Source organism: Micromonospora yangpuensis, from assembly GCF_900091615.1.
In the GTDB taxonomy this organism is placed as follows: Bacteria; Actinomycetota; Actinomycetes; order Mycobacteriales; family Micromonosporaceae; genus Micromonospora; species Micromonospora yangpuensis.
In genome coordinates this window covers 3,760,181-3,778,446 of record NZ_FMIA01000002.1, presented here as the reverse complement: position 1 = coordinate 3,778,446, position 18,266 = coordinate 3,760,181, and the positions used below count along the sequence as shown (strand labels likewise).

Annotated in this window: 17 protein-coding genes and 1 pseudogene; 10 read left to right on the top strand and 8 right to left on the bottom strand. The window is 72.7% G+C overall.

The window, feature by feature from the left end; genetic code table 11:
- The first annotated feature begins 59 nt into the window (after positions 1–59).
- From GA0070617_RS17130 to GA0070617_RS17120, 3 genes are all read left to right on the top strand, one after another.
- A complete protein-coding gene (locus GA0070617_RS17130) occupies positions 60–407 on the top strand; it encodes an STAS domain-containing protein (RefSeq protein WP_091446564.1) in 348 nt (115 codons plus the stop codon).
- Between the two features lie 69 nt (positions 408–476).
- Complete coding sequence (locus tag GA0070617_RS17125; protein WP_091439033.1) at positions 477–923, top strand: response regulator; 447 nt, start codon at positions 477–479, stop codon at positions 921–923.
- A gap of 137 nt (positions 924–1,060) precedes the next feature.
- Positions 1,061–1,582, top strand: coding sequence for an ATPase (locus tag GA0070617_RS17120; protein WP_091439030.1), 522 nt, complete (start codon positions 1,061–1,063; stop codon positions 1,580–1,582).
- A 13-nt stretch (positions 1,583–1,595) separates the two neighbouring features.
- On the opposite strand, the gene GA0070617_RS17115 is transcribed toward GA0070617_RS17120, so the two are convergent.
- The 3 genes from GA0070617_RS17115 to GA0070617_RS17105 form a co-directional block, all read right to left on the bottom strand.
- A complete protein-coding gene (locus GA0070617_RS17115; RefSeq protein WP_229688645.1) occupies positions 1,596–2,480 on the bottom strand; it encodes a hypothetical protein in 885 nt (294 codons plus the stop codon).
- Between the two features lie 275 nt (positions 2,481–2,755).
- On the bottom strand, positions 2,756–3,181 hold the full coding sequence (locus tag GA0070617_RS17110; protein WP_091439027.1) for an OsmC family protein: 426 nt from the start codon (positions 3,179–3,181) through the stop codon (positions 2,756–2,758).
- A 70-nt stretch (positions 3,182–3,251) separates the two neighbouring features.
- A complete protein-coding gene (locus GA0070617_RS17105) occupies positions 3,252–4,187 on the bottom strand; it encodes a serine/threonine-protein kinase (protein WP_091439024.1) in 936 nt (311 codons plus the stop codon).
- A 163-nt stretch (positions 4,188–4,350) separates the two neighbouring features.
- Here GA0070617_RS17105 and GA0070617_RS17100 point away from each other — a divergent pair, with 163 nt between their 5' ends.
- From GA0070617_RS17100 to GA0070617_RS17085, 3 genes and pseudogenes are all read left to right on the top strand, one after another.
- Positions 4,351–5,097, top strand: coding sequence for a response regulator transcription factor (locus GA0070617_RS17100; protein WP_091439021.1), 747 nt, complete (start codon positions 4,351–4,353; stop codon positions 5,095–5,097).
- Between the two features lie 184 nt (positions 5,098–5,281).
- On the top strand, positions 5,282–6,670 hold the full coding sequence (locus tag GA0070617_RS17090; RefSeq protein ID WP_091446560.1) for a sensor histidine kinase: 1,389 nt from the start codon (positions 5,282–5,284) through the stop codon (positions 6,668–6,670).
- Positions 6,671–6,722: 52 nt separating this feature from the next.
- Positions 6,723–7,004, top strand: a pseudogene (locus GA0070617_RS17085) (helix-turn-helix domain-containing protein); the annotation flags it as partial.
- A 66-nt stretch (positions 7,005–7,070) separates the two neighbouring features.
- Here the strand turns inward: GA0070617_RS17085 and GA0070617_RS17080 are convergent.
- A complete protein-coding gene (locus GA0070617_RS17080) occupies positions 7,071–7,460 on the bottom strand; it encodes a VOC family protein (protein ID WP_091439018.1) in 390 nt (129 codons plus the stop codon).
- Between the two features lie 112 nt (positions 7,461–7,572).
- Here GA0070617_RS17080 and GA0070617_RS17075 point away from each other — a divergent pair, with 112 nt between their 5' ends.
- The 4 genes from GA0070617_RS17075 to GA0070617_RS17060 all read left to right on the top strand — a co-directional run bounded on the left by GA0070617_RS17075 (position 7,573) and on the right by GA0070617_RS17060 (position 12,918).
- Positions 7,573–7,809 carry a hypothetical protein gene (locus tag GA0070617_RS17075; protein WP_139135688.1) on the top strand — a complete coding sequence of 79 codons (237 nt, stop codon included), beginning with the start codon at positions 7,573–7,575 and terminating at the stop codon, positions 7,807–7,809.
- A gap of 17 nt (positions 7,810–7,826) precedes the next feature.
- Positions 7,827–9,251 carry a methyltransferase domain-containing protein gene (locus GA0070617_RS17070; RefSeq protein WP_091439013.1) on the top strand — a complete coding sequence of 475 codons (1,425 nt, stop codon included), beginning with the start codon at positions 7,827–7,829 and terminating at the stop codon, positions 9,249–9,251.
- Complete coding sequence (locus tag GA0070617_RS17065) at positions 9,244–11,319, top strand: sulfatase-like hydrolase/transferase (RefSeq protein WP_091439010.1); 2,076 nt, start codon at positions 9,244–9,246, stop codon at positions 11,317–11,319. Before GA0070617_RS17070 ends, GA0070617_RS17065 begins: the two co-directional genes overlap by 8 nt.
- Positions 11,320–11,634: 315 nt before the next feature.
- Complete coding sequence (locus GA0070617_RS17060) at positions 11,635–12,918, top strand: citrate synthase (protein WP_091439006.1); 1,284 nt, start codon at positions 11,635–11,637, stop codon at positions 12,916–12,918.
- A 79-nt stretch (positions 12,919–12,997) separates the two neighbouring features.
- Here the strand turns inward: GA0070617_RS17060 and GA0070617_RS17055 are convergent, their stop codons facing one another.
- From GA0070617_RS17055 to GA0070617_RS17040, 4 genes are all read right to left on the bottom strand, one after another.
- A complete protein-coding gene (locus GA0070617_RS17055) occupies positions 12,998–13,702 on the bottom strand; it encodes a fasciclin domain-containing protein (RefSeq protein ID WP_139135687.1) in 705 nt (234 codons plus the stop codon).
- A gap of 79 nt (positions 13,703–13,781) precedes the next feature.
- Complete coding sequence (locus tag GA0070617_RS17050; protein WP_091438999.1) at positions 13,782–15,905, bottom strand: M14 family zinc carboxypeptidase; 2,124 nt, start codon at positions 15,903–15,905, stop codon at positions 13,782–13,784.
- A gap of 115 nt (positions 15,906–16,020) precedes the next feature.
- Positions 16,021–16,677: a response regulator transcription factor gene (locus GA0070617_RS17045; protein ID WP_091438995.1), complete on the bottom strand. Its 657-nt coding sequence runs from the start codon at positions 16,675–16,677 to the stop codon at positions 16,021–16,023.
- Between the two features lie 175 nt (positions 16,678–16,852).
- Entirely contained in the window at positions 16,853–18,250 is a 1,398-nt protein-coding gene (locus GA0070617_RS17040) for a glycosyltransferase family 4 protein (RefSeq protein ID WP_091438992.1), read from the bottom strand.
- Between the last annotated feature and the right edge of the window lie 16 nt (positions 18,251–18,266).

The window sequence follows — 18,266 nt, the reverse complement described above, 5'->3', positions numbered from 1 at the left end:
GCCTGCTTATACTTGCTCCACTGCAAGCATCAGCCTGTGGTGGAGTGAAGGGGACCACGTTGACGTTCACCGTCACGTACGCGCCCTGGGCGCCCGGCGCGATGCGGCTGCGCCTGGGCGGCGAACTTGACCTGAGCACGGTCGGCCAACTCCACACCGTACTTGACCGGCTGCTCGACGACGGGGCGCGTCACTTCCTCGTGGACCTCACCGACCTGGTCTTCTGTGACTCCACCGGGATGGCGGCCTTCGTCCGGGGGGACAACCGGGCGGAGCGCGACGGGGGCTGGTTGCGGCTGACCGGTGCCTCCGGCCGGGTGGAACGGGTCCTGCGGGTGACCGGCCTGTGGGAGGTCCTGCGGTACGACCCGGAGCGGGTCGACCCGATGTCACAGGCCGCTTCCTGATGGGCTACATTTCCCCGCCAGCGTGGTGACCGTCCGGTCCCCGTTTCCGCCGAGATGAGGCAGGTAGTCATGGGCGTAGGTACCCCGAGCCCGGTTCGCATCCTGGTGGTGGACGACGACCCCGGCGACGTTCTGATGATCGAGGAGGCCCTCGCCGACTCCGACGTCGACAAGGTCATCGACGTGGTCAGCGACGGGCAGGAGGCGATGGAGTTCCTGCGTCGCGAGGGCCGGCACAGCGGTGCCGCCCGGCCGGACGTCATCCTGCTCGACCTCAACATGCCCCGGATGGACGGGCGGCAGGTGCTCGGCGAGGTGAAGCAGGACGAGGACCTGCGGACCATTCCGATCGTCGTGCTCACCACCTCCAACGCCGACACCGACATCGTCGGCAGTTACACCCTGCAGGCCAACGCGTACGTCACCAAGCCGATCGACCTTGACGACTTCAACGACGTGGTGCGGCGTATCGACGAGTTCTTCGGCCGGGTCGTGGTGCTGCCCAAGCGCGTCTGATCCGGGGTTCGTGCCGGTTCGTCCCCGGCCCCCGCTCGAATGCTGAGCATTTTTCCCGAACGCCCCCGGCTCCGGCGGCGGTGCGTCGAGGATCGGCAGGTGGGGGAAGAGACACCAGCTGCCTGGGGGGCGACAGAATGAGGTTCTCCGTCGTTGCGAACGGCTACGACCAGGGTCAGGTGGATTCCTGTCTGACCGAGCTGAGCGTGGGGTTGACCCGGCTGGCGGCGCGGGCCGAGGGCGTCGTACCCGGCCGGGACGCCGACCAGATCCGACAGGAGGCGGTCCGGCTCCGTACCCTGGTGGATCGGCGGGTGGCGGCGGCCGGCCGGCCCGGTCGGGAGCCGGCGGACCTGGAGCGCCGGGCCGCCGAGGTCTTCGCCCAGGCCCGCATCGAGCTGGACGCGGCCCGCGAGGAGGCCCGCCAGCTACGGGAACGGGCGTACGCCGAGGCGGTACGGGCCCGCCGCGAGTTCGAGGCGGCCCTACAGGCCCGGCGTCGACGTGCCGACCAGGTGGACGAACTCCTCAGCGACGTGACGGTGGAGGCGGTGCCGGTCGACCCGCCCACCGCTGCGACCGGTGGCGTGCCGGCCACCCGGGCCGCCGCAGGCGCGGTGGAACCGCCGCCCGGACCACAGGACGCCCGGGTGCGGTGACCGGCCGGCCGGGTCAGGTAAGCGCGCTGACCACCGTGGTGGCCCGCTGCTCGTGCTGGGCGTAGGCGTCCGGGTAGGCCGAGATCTGGACGGCCTGGGCCGCCCCGGTGATGCTCAGGTTCTCCCAGCCGGGAACCTCGCGCAGCGCCTCGTAGAACAGCCGGGCGGCGTGCGCCGGCTGCATCAGCTCGCGGACGGTGCCCCAGCCGCTGCTGGGCCGCTGCTGGAAGAGGCCCACCGAGTCGTGGTCCGAGCCGCTGCCCTGGTTGGTGTAGCTGTGTGACTCGGGGAGTACGTCGCTGGCCAGGTTGTGCAGATTGCTCTCCTGCATGGCGGTGGCCACCGCCACGACCATCGCCCGGCGCGGCATCTTCAGGTCGGCGCCGACGTCGACGATCACCTTGGCGTTGTCCATCTGCCGCTGGGACAGTCCGGCGACCGGGCGGGGACGCGGCGGCGTGGTCGGCTTCGGCTTCGGGGTCGCCTTGGGCTTCGGCTTCGCGGCCGGTTTCGTCGGGCTCGGCACCGTGGAGACGGTCGGGCTGGGGGAGAGGGTCGGGCTGGGTGAGAGCGGGTCGGGCAGGGCGCTGCGTTCCAGGTCCCGCGAGGCGCGTCGGTCAACCTCGGCGGCCCGGTCGACGAGCGCCTCGCGGACCGCCCGGTCGGTGCCCTCGGCGTCGGGCCGGCTGACCGCGAAGGCGGTGACGCCGAGGCAGCAGCACACACCGGTGGCGAGGGCGACCCGGAACGGGGCCGAGGTGACCAGCGCGGCACCGCGCCAGCGGCGTGCCGGCGTACGATGCCGGCCGATCGTCCTTTCGGTTAATAAGCTTTCGGTCGAATGGTCACTGGACCGCGACCCGGCCTGGTTCTGCTCGAAGGGATCAATGGGGTGCACCCGCCGAGGCTAGAAAGCCTGGCACCGATTGCCATCGGCCAGGTTGGTGGCATGCGCCACAATTTGGCCGGATCTCGTGCTCGATTGCCGGCAGATAGCCGCAAAACGGATCTCAATCCGATGTCACCTATGTCGGATAAACCCGAATTGGAGGGATCAACGCCGCGAAAGGCCGGTAGGGGGTGGCGGGTCCACGGGTGTCCGGCGGACTCCACCGTTCGGAGGAGGACGACCGGTCCGGACGGGCCCCCAGGAGCCCGTCGGTCGGGAGCGGCTCAGCGGCGTCCGTTCTCGGCCCGGGAAACCCTGAGCCGGTGCCGGCTGCCGTCGGCACTGGAGAACGGCCAGAGCCGGTCGGCGTGTTCCACCAATTCGGCCAGCTGCTGCGGGCTCAACCCGGTCGAGGCGATGGTGGCGTGCACGTCGGCCCGGTACCGGCCGTCGTCGTCGCGGCCGAGCCGCGCCTCGGCCCGTACCTGGACGGTGTGGGCCTCGTCGGTGATCCCGCCGGCCGCCTCCACCGCCGCGTGGTGCAGGCAGGAGGCGAAGGCGGCGGCCAGTAGTTGCTCCGGGGTCAGCCCGGTGCAGTGCGGCGCCAACGGGGACGCCAGCGCGGTCGACAGTTCGCCGTCGTCGGTGCGTACGTGCCCGCCCTCGGCGGTGGCGGTGGCGGTGTGCAACCAGGAACTCGGCTCCGGCATCGCGCTCCTCCCGTCCCTCCCGCGCCGGCTACCCGCCCCCCACCTGCTGAAACTCCGCAGGAGGGGCTGGTCAGTGCTGGTGCGTCGGGTCGGTGAGCACGGCCGCCTGGGTGGCCTCGGTGGCGGCCCGTTCGGTCCACGGCGACATCCGCGGCGCCGGTGGTGTCAGCTGCAGCATCGGCACGTACACCCGGGCGTCGACCGCCTCGGCCAGCAGCAACGCGGCCATCAGGCTGGTCGGTCGGGTGGCCGGATCGTCGGCCAGGCAGTCCTGGCACAGCGCGGCCACCTCCGGCGGCAGCCCGGCGATCTCCGGCAGCGGCTCCGGTGGGTGCCGGCGGCGCTCGCCGATCAACTGGGTGGCGGTGGCGGCAGCGTACGGCAGCCGTCCGGTGAGGCTGTAGTAGAGCAGCACCCCCACGCCGTACATGTCGGCGGCCGGGGTGACCGGGCACCTGTCGAACTGCTCCGGGGCGAGGTAGGCCGGAGTGCCCACGACCATCCCCTCCGGGCTGGCGTCGGGTTTGCCGACGGCGGTGGCGATGCCGAAGTCGAGCACCTTCACCCCGGCCGGGGTGAGCATCACGTTGGCCGGCTTGACGTCGCGGTGCACGATGCCGTGCGCGTGCGCGGCGGCCAGCGCCGCGCACACCTCGGCGCAGACCCGTACCGCGATCCGCCAGTCCAGCGGCCCGGCACGCAGGTGCGCGGCGAGCGTCTCACCCTCGGCCAGTTCCATGACGATGTACGGCACGGTGCGCCCGCCCAGCGTCGAGGACATCCCGAAGTCGTGCACGCTGGCCACGTTGGGGTGGACCAACCGGGCCGCCGAGCGCGCCTCGGTGCGGATCTGCTCCACCTGCCGGCCGTCGTCGGCCCTGGCCGGCGACATCAGCTTCACCGCGACCGGTCGGTCCAGCACGGTGTCGTGGGCCTGCCACACCTCCGACATGCCACCGATGCCGATGCGCTGATCGAGGCGGTACCGCCCGTCCAGCGTCCTCATCGACGTTCCTCCTCGTCCCGTTACCGCGTCGAGGGGCGACCCGGTACCACCGGACGCGGTACCCGGGCCGCCAGCAGGGCAAACCGCCCCCAGCCGGTACCGCACAGCTGGTACACAGGAAGAGCAGAGGTCCGACACAGTCACTTCGCCCACGATGAGGCACATGGTCATGAACTGGCAGGTCGAGCAGGGCCGGATCGAGTTGAGCCGCCCGGACGGTACGCCGGTGCGGGTGTTGGTGGTCGACGACGAGTCGACCCTGACCGACCTGCTGTCGATGGCGTTGCGCTACGAGGGCTGGCAGGTGCGCAGCGCGGGTGACGGCACGACGGCGTTGAGCGCCGCCCGCCAGTTCCAGCCCGACGTGGTGGTGCTCGACGTGATGCTGCCCGACCTGGACGGCTTCCAGGTGCTGCGCCGGCTGCGGGCACAGACCCCGACGGTGCCGGTGCTCTTCCTGACCGCCCGCGACGCGGTGGAGGAACGCATCGCCGGGCTGACCGTCGGAGGCGACGACTACGTCACCAAGCCGTTCAGTCTGGAGGAGGTGATCGCCCGGCTCCGGGCGTTGCTGCGCCGCTCCGGCCTCGCCGTCGCCGCCCGGCCCGACGCGGTGCTGACCGTCGGCGACCTCAGCCTGGACGAGGACAGCCACGAGGTACGCCGCAGCGGCCAGTTGGTCACCCTCACCGCCACCGAGTTCGAGCTGCTGCGCTACCTGATGCGCAACCCGCGCCGGGTGCTGAGCAAGGCGCAGATCCTCGACCGGGTGTGGAACTACGACTTCGGCGGCCAGGCCAACGTGGTCGAGCTCTACATCTCGTACCTGCGCAAGAAGATCGACGCGGGCCGCAAACCGATGATCCACACGTTGCGCGGCGCCGGGTATGTCCTCAAGCCCGCCGACTGAGCCCCCCACCGATCCGCCGGCTGGGCCCCCCACCGAGCCCTCGGCTGGGCCCCCCACCGAGCCCTCGGTGGGGCCCCCAGCGGATCCGCCGGTGAGCGGGGTACCCCTCTCTACCAAAGGCGTTAACAGGGGGCCCTTCCTTTCCACGGTGTCGTTGCGGGCTCGGTTGGTGGCCACCGTGGTGATGCTGCTGGCGCTGGTGAGCGTCGGTATCGGGGCGATCACCACGGTGGCGCTGCGGCAGGTGCTGATCGCTCAGATCGACGAACAACTGGCGCCGGAAGGGCGGTGGCCGGCCGGTCGGGAACCCCAGCCGCCCGGCTGGCGGTGGGACCAGCTGCGGATCCCGCCCGGATTCCCGCCCGGCACCGTGGTGGTCCACGTCTCGGCCGACCGGGTGGTGGGGGCGGCCACGCTCGACCGGGACCGTACCGAGCAGGCGGTGCCGGTCGCCGAGCTGTCCGCTCTGGTCGACCTGCCGACCGACGGGCGCCCCCGCAGCCGGCACCTGGGCGAGCTGGGTGACTACCGGGTGGTCGCCCGCCCGCTGCCCGACGGCGACGTACGCGCCTTCGGGGTGCCCCTGGCCGGGATGCAGGAGACCGTCAGGTCGATCGTGGTCGCCCAGGTCGGGCTGGTCTGCCTGGGGCTGTTGATCGCCGGCAGCGTCGGGGCGTTGATCGTGCGGGCCACCCTGCGTCCGCTGCGCCGGGTGGCGGCCACCGCGAGCCGCGTCACCGAGCTGCCGTTGGACCGGGGGGAGGTGGCGCTGTCGGTGCGGGTACCGGCGGCCGACACCGATGCGCGCACCGAGGTCGGCCAGGTAGGTGCCGCGCTCAACCGGATGCTCGGACACGTCGCCGCCGCGCTCGCCGCCCGGCAGGCCAGCGAGACCCGGGTACGCCAGTTCGTCGCCGACGCCAGCCACGAGCTGCGTACCCCCCTCGCGGCGATCCGCGGGTACGCGGAACTGGCCCGACGGGGCCGGGACCAGGTGCCGCCCGACGTGGCGCACGCGCTGCGCCGGGTCGAGTCGGAAAGCACCCGGATGACCCGTCTCGTCGACGACCTGCTGCTGCTGGCCCGGCTCGACTCCGGCCGCCCGCTGGCGACCGAGCCGGTCGACCTGAGCGCCCTGGTCGTCGACGCGGTCAGCGACGCGCACGTCGCCGGCGGCGGGCACCGCTGGCAGCTCGACCTGCCCGACGAGGCGGTGACGGTGCGCGGCGACGCCGCCCGGCTGCACCAGGTGGTGGCGAACCTGCTCGCCAACGCCCGGGTGCACACCCCGCCCGGCACCACGGTCGTCACCCGGCTCCACCCGGCGCCCGGTGCGGTGTGGCTCAGCGTCACCGACGACGGGCCGGGTGTCCCGCCGGAGCTGCAGCCCGAGGTCTTCGAGCGGTTCGCCCGGGGCGACAGCTCCCGCTCCCGGGCCCATGGCAGCACCGGCCTCGGCCTGGCTATCGTGGCCGCGGTGGTGGAGGCCCACCACGGCACGGTCGAGGTGACCAGCCGGCCGGGTCACACCGAGTTCCGGGTACGTCTGCCCGAGCCCACCGCCACCGCGTAGCGGCGGTGCGGCCGGACCGGCAGCGCGTGTGCCGAGGGTGGTCCGTGGCTCAGCGGGGTCCGCCCGGCTGGCCAGGGGTGCCAGCGTGACCGCGACCGCCGCCGAGGTGGGGCTCGGTCCGCGACTCCTGCGCCGCCGGTGTCAGGCGTGGTTCGGGTACGGCCCGAAGACCCTCGCCCGGATCCTGCGGATGCGCCGGGCCCTGGCCCTGGCCCGGTGCGGCACCCCGTTGGCCGAGGTGGCGGCCCGCAGCGGGTACGCCGACCAGGCCCACCTGACCCGCGACGTGCGCGACCTTGCCGGCCTGCCACCCCAGGCCCTGCTCAACACCTGACAGCGCGGTGTGGGGAGATCTGTTGTCGTCCTGGCGACCACAGATCTCCCCAGAGTCGGGTGGAGGTCAGGGGGTGGGCAGGGCAGCGAAGAGGTCGACCGGGGTGCCGGTGGGGTCGCGCAGGACGGCGTAGCGCTGGCCCCAGTGGGCGTCCCAGGGCGGCAGGTGCCCGTCGTAGCCGGCGGCGGTCAGCTCGGCGTACCACCGGTCCACCTCGGCCGGGCTGTCGCAGCGGAAGGCCAGGCTGGCCCCGCCGCCCGGGGACCAGTCGGGATCGAACGACCGGATTACCTCCGGCGTGTCCCAGGCCAGTCGCAGGCCGTTGGCCAGGGTGACCTCCACGTGCGGTTCGGTCTCCGCGCCGGCCGGGATGTCCAGGCCGAGGCGCCGGTAGAAGTCCAGAGTGCGGGCCATGTCGGTGGCCACCGTGCCGACCAGGTCGAGTCGAGGCGTCATGGCTTCGAGGCTAGGTGCCCGGGTCGCCGGTGGTCTTGAACGAAACGGACCGGGGTCAGGTCAGCGGTGTCGCCCCCGGCGGCCGAACCTTCGCGTACGGTGTCAAAGAGACATGACCTTCACCAAAACGGAAAATTTGCTCACGTTGGTGGAGTGGCGGGCGTCGGCGCGACGCAACGGCGAGGGAAGGGAGCGGCCGGTGATCGACCTGGCCTACCTGGATGCGGGTTCCGGCAGCCTGATCGTGCAGGCGGTGGTTGGTGGGGCCGCCGGTGTGGCGGTGGCGACCAAGCTCTACTGGCGACGACTGGTCGCCCGGTTCCGCCGGCAGCGCACCGACCAGAACTGAGCCGGGCGGCACCGCCGATGGCGATCTCCGAACCCCTGGCCCGCATAGAGCCCGCGTCCTTCCGTGACCCCGGCAACCAGGTCTTCCACGCCGGCGCTCAGGTGCTGCGTGGGCTGGACGCCCAGTCGGCGCGGCACTGGCACGCGCTGGCCGCCACCGACTTCTTCCCGACCCTGCTGGCCGAGGGCAAGGTCTGCGGCACCGAGGCCGTCGACCCGACCCGGGTGCCGGACGGCCACCGGTGGGCGGCGGTGCTGAGGCACGAGCGCATCCCGTTCGTCTCCCACCCGTACGAGTGGTCGTCGGCCATGCTGCGCGACGCCGCGCTGCTGCACCTGGAGATCCTGCTACGCGCGCTGCCGGCGGGTTTCACCACCAAGGACGGCTCGGCCTACAACCTCCAGTTCCAGGGGGCCGGGCCGGTCTTCATCGACGTCGGCTCCTTCGAGCCGGTCCGCGACGGTGAGCCCTGGGCCGGGTACCGGCAGTTCTGCCAGACCCTGCTCTACCCGCTGCTGCTCACCGCCCACCTCGGGTGGGACTTCCGGCCCCTGCTGCGCGCCCAGGTCGACGGCGTCGAGCCGGAGCAGATGCGTCGGCTGTTCACCGGCACCCGTCGGCTGCTGCCGGGCGTGCCGACCCACGTGCACCTGCACGGCGCGATGCAGGCCCGCAACGCCGCGTCGAGCACCAGCGACGTCCGGGCCCAGCTGCGCGCCGCCGGCTACTCCCGGGACCTGGCGCTGGCCACCGTGCGCGGCCTGCAGCGACTGGTCCGCCGGCTCGACCGCCCGCCGACGGCCAGCCACTGGGCGCACTACCAGCGCACCTGCGGCTACACCGACGCCGACCGGGCCGGCAAGGAACGCTTCGTCGAGACGGCGCTGACCGCCGCCGGCCGGCCCCGGCTGGTGCTCGACCTGGGCGCCAACGACGGCCGGTACGCCCGGGTCGCCGCCCGGCACGCCGACTACGTGGTCGCCGTCGAGCAGGACCCCGAGGTCGTCGACACCCTCTACCGGGCGCTGCGCGCCGACGACGAGCGGCGGATCCTGCCGCTGGTGATGGACCTGGCCGACCCCTCGCCCGGCGGCGGCTGGCGGGGCGTGGAACGGGCCGGCTTCGCCGCGCGGGCCGCCGCGAACGTCGTGCTCGCCCTGGCCGTGGTGCACCACCTGGCGCTCGGGCGCAACGTCCCGCTGCCGGCGGTGCTCGACTGGCTCGCCGACTGTTGCGCCCCGGGTGGTCGGCTGGTGGTGGAGTTCGTCCACCCCGGTGACCCGATGGCCCGTCGGTTGCTTGCCAACAAACCCGACGGGCTCTTCCCCGACTACCGACGGGAAACCTTCGAGGCGCTGCTGACCAGCCGTTTCCGCCTCGAACGGCAGCTCGACCTGCCCTCGGGCACCCGGACCCTGTACCAGGTGGCCGTGGGTGGCTGAGCCGGTCGTCGCGGCTGAGCCGTCAGCGGTCGACGCACCCGCGTCGGCGCCCGCACCGGCCCGGTGGCGGGCCGAGCTGCGTCGCCTGCTGGAGGTGGTGGCCCTGGTCGGGCTGGTGGTCACCCAGCCGCTGCTGGACGTGCTGGGGCGCAGCCCGGACTTCTTCCTCTTCCACGGGGCCACCGCCGCCGACGTGGCGGCCCTGGTGGCCCTGATCGCCCTGCTGCCGACCGTCGCGGTGGCAGTGCTGGGCGGGGTGAGCCGGCTGGCCGGCCGGCGGGTCCGCGCGGCGGTGCACACCCTGCTGGTCGCCCTGCTGGTGGCCGCGCTGGCCGTCCAGGTCGGCCGGCACCTCACCGGGCTGCGGGGCGTACCGCTGCTGGCCGCCGCGGTCGGCGTGGGCATCCTTTGCGGGTACGTCCACCGCCGCTTCGCCGCACCGGGTCGGGTGCTGCGGGTGGCCGCGGTCGGGCCGCTGGTCTTCGTCACGCTCTTCGCGCTCGTCTCGCCCACCTCGGCGGTGCTGCTGCCGCGCGGCCCCGGCGGGGCGGCCGGGGTGGGTCACGGCACCGGACCCCGGCCACCGGTGGTGCTGCTGGTCCTGGACGAGTTCCCGCTGGTGTCGCTGCTCGGCCCGGACGGGCGGATCGACGCCGCCCGGTATCCGCACTTCGCCGAGCTGGCCCAGGGCTCGACCTGGTACCGCGCGGCCAGCGGGGTCAGCGGCTGGACGCCGTACGCGCTGCCGGCGATGCTCACCGGGCGGTACCCGGCCGAGCCGGTCGCGCCGCACTACTCGCAGTACCCGGACAACCTCTTCACCGCCCTCGGCGACTTCTACGACATCCGCGCCCAGGAGAGCATCACCCGGCTCTGCCCGCCCAGCCGGTGTGAGCAGCCGGTCCGTCCGGAGCAGGGGCTCGGGGTGCTGGTCCGGGAGAGCGTCGGGCTGCTCGGCCGGATCGCCTCCCCGGTGGAGAGCCGGGTCGACCCGGAGGACTCGTACCGGGAGCCGACCCGGGCCGCGGTCGACCTGGACGCGGCCGAGGCGGTGCCGGCGGACCCCCGGTTCCGCTGGGACAAGCTCAACGACAGCCAGCCGGCCCGGTTCACCGACTTCCTGGCCGGTCTGCGCCCCACCGACCGGCCAACCCTGCACTTCCTGCACCTGCTGATGCCGCACTCGCCGTGGGTGTACCTGCCGTCGGGCGCCCGCTACGAGGCACCCGAGGACCTGCCCAACGACGGCACGGGCTGGGTGGACCTGGCCCGGCGACGGCACCTGGCCCAGCTCGGCTACACCGACCGGCTGATCGGCGAGACGCTACGTACCCTGCGCGAGCGGGGACTCTACGACCAGGCTCTGCTGGTGGTCACCGCCGACCACGGGGTGAGTTTCACCGCCGGGGCGCAGGGCCGGGGGATGGGCGCGATCGAGGCCGAGCCGGGGCAGGTCGCCGGGGTGCCGCTGTTCGTCAAGGAACCCGGCCAGCGGGCCGGTCGGGTCGACGACCGCAACTGGCAGCACGTGGACCTGTTGCCGACCATCGCCGACGAGGTCCGGATCCGGATCCCCTGGCAGGTCGACGGCCGTTCTGCCCGGCAGGAGCCCCGCGCGCAGGCCGAGAAGAGCTTCTACGACCGCCCCGCCCAGCCGGTGACCATCCCCGGCGGCGTGCCGAAACCGCCACCCGAGCCGGCCGTCCACCCGCTGGTCGGCACCACCGTCGGCGACCGGCCGACCGGTACCACCGTCGGCGACCGGCCGACCGAGGGCACCGCCCGGGTGGACCGGTTGGCCGCCTTCGACGCGGTCGACCCGGACACCGGCGCGTTGCCGGCCCTGGTCACCGGGACCGTGCCCGCCTCGGTGCCGGACGGCACCCTGCTCGCGGTGGCCGTCAATGGCCGGATCGGCGCGGTCGTCCCGGTCGTGCCGCCGGACCTGCGGGGACGCCGGTTCGCCGCCTTCGTCACCGACGACCGGTTCTTCCGGCCCGGTGCCAACCGGCTGGACATCTACCGGGTGGCCGCGGACGGCGCGCTGCGCCGTCTCGCCCTGTCCTGAGCCGCCCACCGGCTGACCGTCCGGCCGGCCCGCCCACCGGCTGACCGTCCGGCCCTCGGGCCGCTCACCGACTCGTACCGCCCGCCCCCGGGGCCGTCGTGCGCGGCGCCGGAGGTTTTCCGGCCGCAGACCGGGTACCCGAGGGCTTTCGCGTCCGCCCAGCTCCGGCGGGCACAGGTTTCCCGATCCTACCGGTCGGGAATCGGGTGACGCATACCTCACCCGCAATCCACGCCGAGCGGTATCTCCACCACCGCGTTTACGGTAAAAGCGAAGGCAATTCAACGTAGATCTGCCGGCGAAGCGAGGAACCACATGACGGAAGTCAAGCTCGATCACCCCGGTGGGCAGCTGTCGATGCCGGTGCAGAGCGCGGTCGAGGGCCCCCCGGGTGTCGGGGTGAGCAAGCTGCTGAAGGAAACCGGTCTGGTCACCTACGACCCCGGTTTCGTCAACACCGCATCCTGCTCCTCCGCGATCACCTACATCGACGGTGACGCGGGCATCCTGCGGTACCGGGGTTACCCGATCGACCAACTGGCCGAGAAGTCCTCCTTCCTGGAGGTCTCGTACCTGCTCATCTACGGCGAGCTGCCCAGCGAGACGCAGCTCGCCGAGTTCAGCCAGCGCATCCAGCGGCACTCGCTGCTGCACGAGGAGATGCGTCGCTTCTTCGACGGCTTCCCCCGCGACGCGCACCCGATGGCCGTGCTCTCCTCGGCGGTCAGCGCGATCTCCACCTTCTACCAGGACAGCCTGGACCCGTTCGACGCCGAGCACGTGGAGATGTCCACGGTCCGGCTGATGGCCAAGGTCCCGACGATCGCCTCGTACGCCTACAAGAAGTCGATCGGGCAGCCGCTGCTGTACCCGGAGAACTCCCTGGGCTACGTGGAGAACTTCCTGCGGATGACCTTCGGCGTGCCGGCGGAGCCCTTCGAGGTCGACCCGGTGATGGCCAAGGTGCTGGACATGCTGTTCATCCTGCACGCCGACCACGAGCAGAACTGCTCCACGTCGACCGTGCGGCTGGTCGGCTCCAGCAACGCCAACCTGTTCGCCTCGGTCTCGGCCGGGGTGAACGCGCTGTTCGGGCCGTTGCACGGCGGGGCGAACCAGGCCGTGCTGGAGATGCTGGAGAAGATCCAGGCCTCCGGCGGCGACGTCCAGTCCTTCGTCCGCAAGGTCAAGGACAAGGAGGAGGGCGTCAAGCTGATGGGCTTCGGCCACCGGGTCTACAAGAACTACGACCCGCGGGCCGCCATTGTCAAGAAGGCCGCCCAGGACGTGCTCGGCCGGATGAACAAGCCGGACCCGCTGCTGGACATCGCGATGCAGCTGGAGGAGATCGCGCTCGCCGACGACTTCTTCGTGTCCCGCCGGCTCTACCCGAACGTGGACTTCTACACCGGTCTGATCTACAAGGCGATGGGCTTCCCGACGAAGATGTTCACCGTGCTGTTCGCCCTGGGCCGGCTGCCCGGCTGGATCGCACAGTACCGCGAGATGCTCGGTGACCCGGAGACCAAGATCGGCCGTCCGCGTCAGCTCTACACCGGCGCCCCCGAGCGGGACTACGTACCCGCCACGCAGCGCTGACCACCCGGCCACCGCTGGGCCGTACGGCCGCCGTCCCGGAGCGCGGGGCGGCGGCCGTACGCTGTCGACGGGCCGGACCTCAGTGGTGGTGTTCCTCCTCGTGGGCGGTGTCCGGCAGGTTACCCAGCACCGCGTCGACGACGTGGATGCGGGCCCCGGCGGCCCGGTAGTCGGCGCAGACCGTCTCCGCCCGGTCGGCCACCCGGGCCCCGGCCCCGGCGGCGGTGACCGTGAGGGTGCTGCCGGTCAGGGTGGTCACGGTGCCGGCGGTGGCCAGTTCGGCCGCCGAGTGCGCGCCGGTGACCACGTGCTCCCGCAGCAGGTCGCGAAGCGTGTCGGTCTTCTTGAGCAGCAACTCGTCCACGTTGTCGGTGGAGAACTTGGCGCGGAAGGCGTCGTCGGTCGGGGCGAGGATGGTCACGCCTCCGGCGGGTGCCAACTCGGCGGCCAGCCCGGTGGCCCGCACCGCCGCCTCGAAGGTGGTGAGCACCGGGATCCAGGTGAGCGCCTGGTCGGGGGTCTGTCCCGCCAGCGAGTTCGGGTTGCCCGGTTCGGTGCCCGAAGGCAGCGCGTCGCAGAGCGGACCGGCGACCGCGACGGGGACGGTCTGCGCCGGGCCTTGGGCCGGCTCCGGCCCGGTCGAGCCGGTACACCCGGTGAGGGCGATCAGCATGGCCAGTGTCGCCCCGGTCAGCACCCGCCGCCGGCGGACGATCCCGGACCCGGTCGCGGGCCACCCCAGTGGCGACGTCGGCCGTAGCCGCGCGGTTACGGTGTCGGACACGGTCTTCTCCACTCACGAGGGGGTACCGGCAGGCCGGCGCGGGGCCGACCTGCCGGTACGGCGGATCGGGGTCAGTGGCTCACAGGCGCGAGCACTGCGCGGACTTCGGACCCGACACCGCGTTGGCGACCTCCAGGTTGACCGGCGGTACGGCGTTGCCGGTGCAGCTCAGCGGGCCGTTGACGGTGTTGCCGGCCAGCAGCGGCGCGCTGCCGGCGTTGTTGACCACGTCGACCGGGCCGCTGACCCGGGTGCCGACCACGGAGACCGGGCCCCGGGTGCCGACGACCCGGACCGGGCCGTTGACGGTGCTGCCGGTCAGGAAGACCCCGGCGGCGCCGGTGGCGTCGACCGGACCGTTGATCGAGGTGCCGGTGACGATCAGGACCGCACCCGGCTGGACCCGGACGGGGCCCCGCAGGGTGGCGCCGTCGACGCAGGTCACGCCGGTGACCGTCAGCGGGCCGTTGCGGGTGCCGGTCAGGTTCGGGTTGACCCGCTCCCCGGCGACCAGGCCCTCGACGGCCTGCCCGTCGAGCAGCAGCGGCACCAGGCCCCGCTCCGGCTGGGTCAGCGGCACCAGGTACTCGTCGCCGACCTTGACGACCTGCCAGCCGTGCGCGGCGAGCCGCTGCGCCACGGTGGTACGCCCGCCCTCCGGCCCGTCGGTACGCGCCCCGAGGTACTGCTCCTCGGTCAACCGGTACGCGCAGGGCGCCTGCTCGAGGATCCGCTCCGGGGTGGGGGCGTCCAGCGGCGGCGGGTTCTCACCCGGGTGCGGGGCCGGGTAGGCCTCGATCGGGCGGGAGCCCCGGAAGACGATCCGGCCGGCGTTGGCGGCCTGGGAGGTGATCGCCTCCGCCCGCGCCGTGGTGATCTTCGTCAGGTTGGCGTTGTGGTAGGTCAGGAACTGGTGGAACGTCCAGAGCGCCGAGTACGTCTTGCGCCGGCGGTTGTTGGCCGTGTTGCCCTCGTCGGGCCGGGTCGGGCCACCGGAGCTGCGCAGCTCCAGCAGCGAGTTGACCACGTTCTTCAGCCCCAGGGTGTTGCGCAGGATGGTCTCCTCGCCCAGCCCCACGTTGGCCCCGGTGCAGCCGTACGGGCAGGCCCACCAGCCGTCCTTGGCCCCCTCGGTGTACATGTGGCCCTCGATCATGTGCTGCGACTCGTCGAAGATGCCCTTGGCCACGTTCTGGTGGCGTGGCGGCAGCATCGGCAGGTCACCGGTGTTGGAGTTGCCGTACTCGTGGCCGTCGTAGCCGGCGATCGGCCGGTAGTCCCGGACCATCTCGACGAAGGCCCGGGTCTCCGGCTGGCGGATCAGCGAGTAGTCCCGGTTCAGGTCCTGACCGGTGGAGTTGCCACGGCTGTTGGCCGCGCGTCCGTCGCCGTTGAGGGTGGGCACGATCAGCATGGTGGTCTTGGACAGCCGGTCGAGGGTGGCGGCGTCGTCGGTGAAGGCGAGCTGCCGGGCCATGATCAGGCAGGCCTCGCGGTCACCGGGCTCGTTGCCGTGCACGTTGCAGTTGACCATCAGCGGGTTCGTCGCGGCCACCGCCGCCGGGGTGGCCGGCGGGGTGGGGTAGCCGATGACGAACATGTTGATCGGCCGGTTGCCGATGGTGCGGCCGATCTCCACGACCCGGACCCGGTCGCTGAGCGCGTCGAGCGCCGCGGTGTAGGCGTACTCGTCGACGTCGCTGGTGTACTGCGCGCCGAGGGTGTTCTCCCACTGGGTGCGCAGGTTCTGGCCGGGGGTGTCCGGTGCGCCCCAGTGGGCGCGGGTGGTGTCGGCCACCGGGGCCGAGTACGGCTGCGGGTCGGTGCCGACGCGGGCCCGCACCCGCCACTGCCACCGGGTGCCGGGGGCGAAACCGGCGTCGGCGAAGGTCGGCGAGGTGTTGTTGATCTGACGGTTCGGACGCCAGACGCCGGAGATCACCGCCGGGCCGGCGGCGGTGCCGTCGGCGGCCAGCGGGGTGCGTTCGATCTGGTAGTCGCTGGCGCCGGCGAGCGCGGTCCAGGACAACGTCGCGTACCCGTCGCCCTGCACGACCGTGAGGCCCTGAACCTGGTTCGGCTCCGCCTGCTGCCAGGCGGCGAGCGCCGGGCCGCCCTGGGCCTGGGCGGGCACCGCCGTGGCCGCGAGGGTGGCGGCGAGCAGCGCGGAGAAGACACCGGCCGTGGTCCGTCTGTATCTCATGGAACTCCAAACAGGAGGGGTGGCTGGGGTACCGACAGCACACCGCCCGCCGACCCGGCCCACGCCGTTGGCCTGCGATTCTTGAGGATCCCCTGAGATTTGCGCGGCGGCGGCGTCAGCCGGCGCGTAACCGGTAGCCCACCCCGCGCACGGTCTCCACCAGACCGACGGTGTCGAGCTTGCCGCGCAGGGCGGCGACGTGGACGTCGAGGGTGTGACTGGTGGCCCAGGTGGTCTGCCAGACGTCCAGTTGCAGCCGGTCGCGGGGCACCACCGTGCCGGCCTGCCGGGCCAGGGCCAGCAGCAGGTCGAACTCCTTACGGGCCAGGCCGACCTCCCGGTCGGCCACCCAGACCCGCCGGGCGTCGACGTCGATGCGCAGGCTGCCGACCTGCAGGGCGTTCGTCGGCCGGGGGGTGCGCGCCGCCCGGCGCATCACCGCCTCGATGCGGGCCTGCAACTCCACCATCGAGTACGGCTTCACCACGTAGTCGTCGGCGCCGGCGCGTAGCCCGGCCACCCGGTCGCGTTCCTCGGCGCGGGCGGTGACCGCGATGATGGCCACTCCCTCGTCGTGCTGGCGCAGCCGCCGGCACACCTCGATGCCGTCGCGGTCGGGCAGGGTGAGGTCGAGCAGGACGAGGTCGACCGGACCCGCCTGGACCGCCTCCGCCGCCGTCATGGCCTGGACGACCTCGTATCCCCGGCGGCGCAGTGCGGCGGAGAGGGCCGACGCCACGCGCAGGTCGTCTTCTACCAGAAGCACCCGCAATCGTGTCTCTCCTCGGACCGGCCCGCCGTGATCCCTGCGAGTCTGTCCGATGGAGACCGGCTCCGAACAGTGCAAACGGAAGATCGTGACCGCAACATAACCTGGCTGACACGCCCGCTCGTAGGCCGGCGCGGGCGATCCCCCGGGGAAGCGGCCCCGGGGGATCGTGGACGGATCAGCGCAGGCCGGCGGCGGCGAGCAGGTTGCCCTCGGGCACCGCGACGGCCGACCGGCCACGCGTCATCCGGGCTTCGGCGCGGGCGGCGGTGAACGCCGCGGACTGCGCGATCGCGGTGGCGTAGCTGGTCGCGGTCCGCTGCGCGATGGCCGGCCAGCCGTACTGCTCGTGCACCATCCGGCGGGCCCGGCGGGCCAGGGTGCGGGACCGCTCGGTGTCCGAGAGCAGGGCGTGCACCGCCTCGACCAGCCCGTCGGGGTCCTGCGGGGCGAACGTCATCCCGGTGACACCGGGTTCGACGATCTCGGCCAGCCCACCGGTGGCGGCCACGGCCAGCGGCGCCCCGGCGGCGGCCCCCTCCAGGGCCACCATGCCGAACGGCTCGTAGATGCTCGGCACCGCGAAGCAGTCCGAGGCGGCCATCAACGCCGGCAGGTCGGTGCCGCCGAGGAAGCCCGGCATGGTGACCGCGCCGCCCAGACCCAGCCGGTGCACCTCGGCCTCCAGGGCCGGCTTGTACGGCCCGTCCCCGGCGATGACCACCCGCAGCCCCGGGTGGCGTTCGCGCAGCCGGGGCAGCCCGGCGACCAGGTGCTGCACGCCCTTCTCGTAGACCAGGCGACCGGCGAAGGTCACCAGTGGACCGTCACCGGCGAACCGGGTCCGCGCCGAGGTGACCGCCGAGGTCGGCACCCGCCAGCGGTGCGGCTCGACGCCGTTGGGCACCACGTCGACCCGGTCGGTGCCCACCCCGAACAGCGCGCCCACCTCGTCGCGCATGTACCCGGAGCAGACGATCACCCGGTTCGACTCCCCGCTGAGCCACTGCTCGACGCCGTGGATGGTGCGGTTCATCTCCTCGGGCAGCCAGCCCTGGTGCCGGCCGGCCTCGGTGGCGTGGATCGTGCTCACCAGGGGGATGTCCAGGTGGTCGCGCAGCGTCATCGCGGTGTGCGCGACGAGCCAGTCGTGGGCGTGGATGACGTCGTAGCTGTCGGCTTCGGTGGCGCGCAGGGCGGCCCGGGTCAGGGTGTGGTTGAAGGCCATCGTCCAGGCCAGCAGGCTGCTGGTGGCCAGTGGGAAGGTGACCGGGTCCTCGGCGGCGCGCACGATGCGTACCCCGTCGGCGTACTCCTCGATGGGCGCGCCCTCGGTGTGCCGGGTGACCACGGTGACGTCGTGCCCGGCGGCGACCAGCGCGATGGACAGCGCGTGCACGTGTCGGCCGAGACCACCGACGAGGACCGGCGGGTACTCCCAGGAGAGCATCAGGATGCGGCGCTTGCGGGGCCCCGCGCCGGACGCGGCGGGGGGCTGGGTGCGGGAGGTCAGGGTGGGCCGGCAGGACCGGTCCACGGCGTGTGCGAGGTGCTCGCCGACCCGCAAGGTCGTCACATTGTCTCCATCCGAG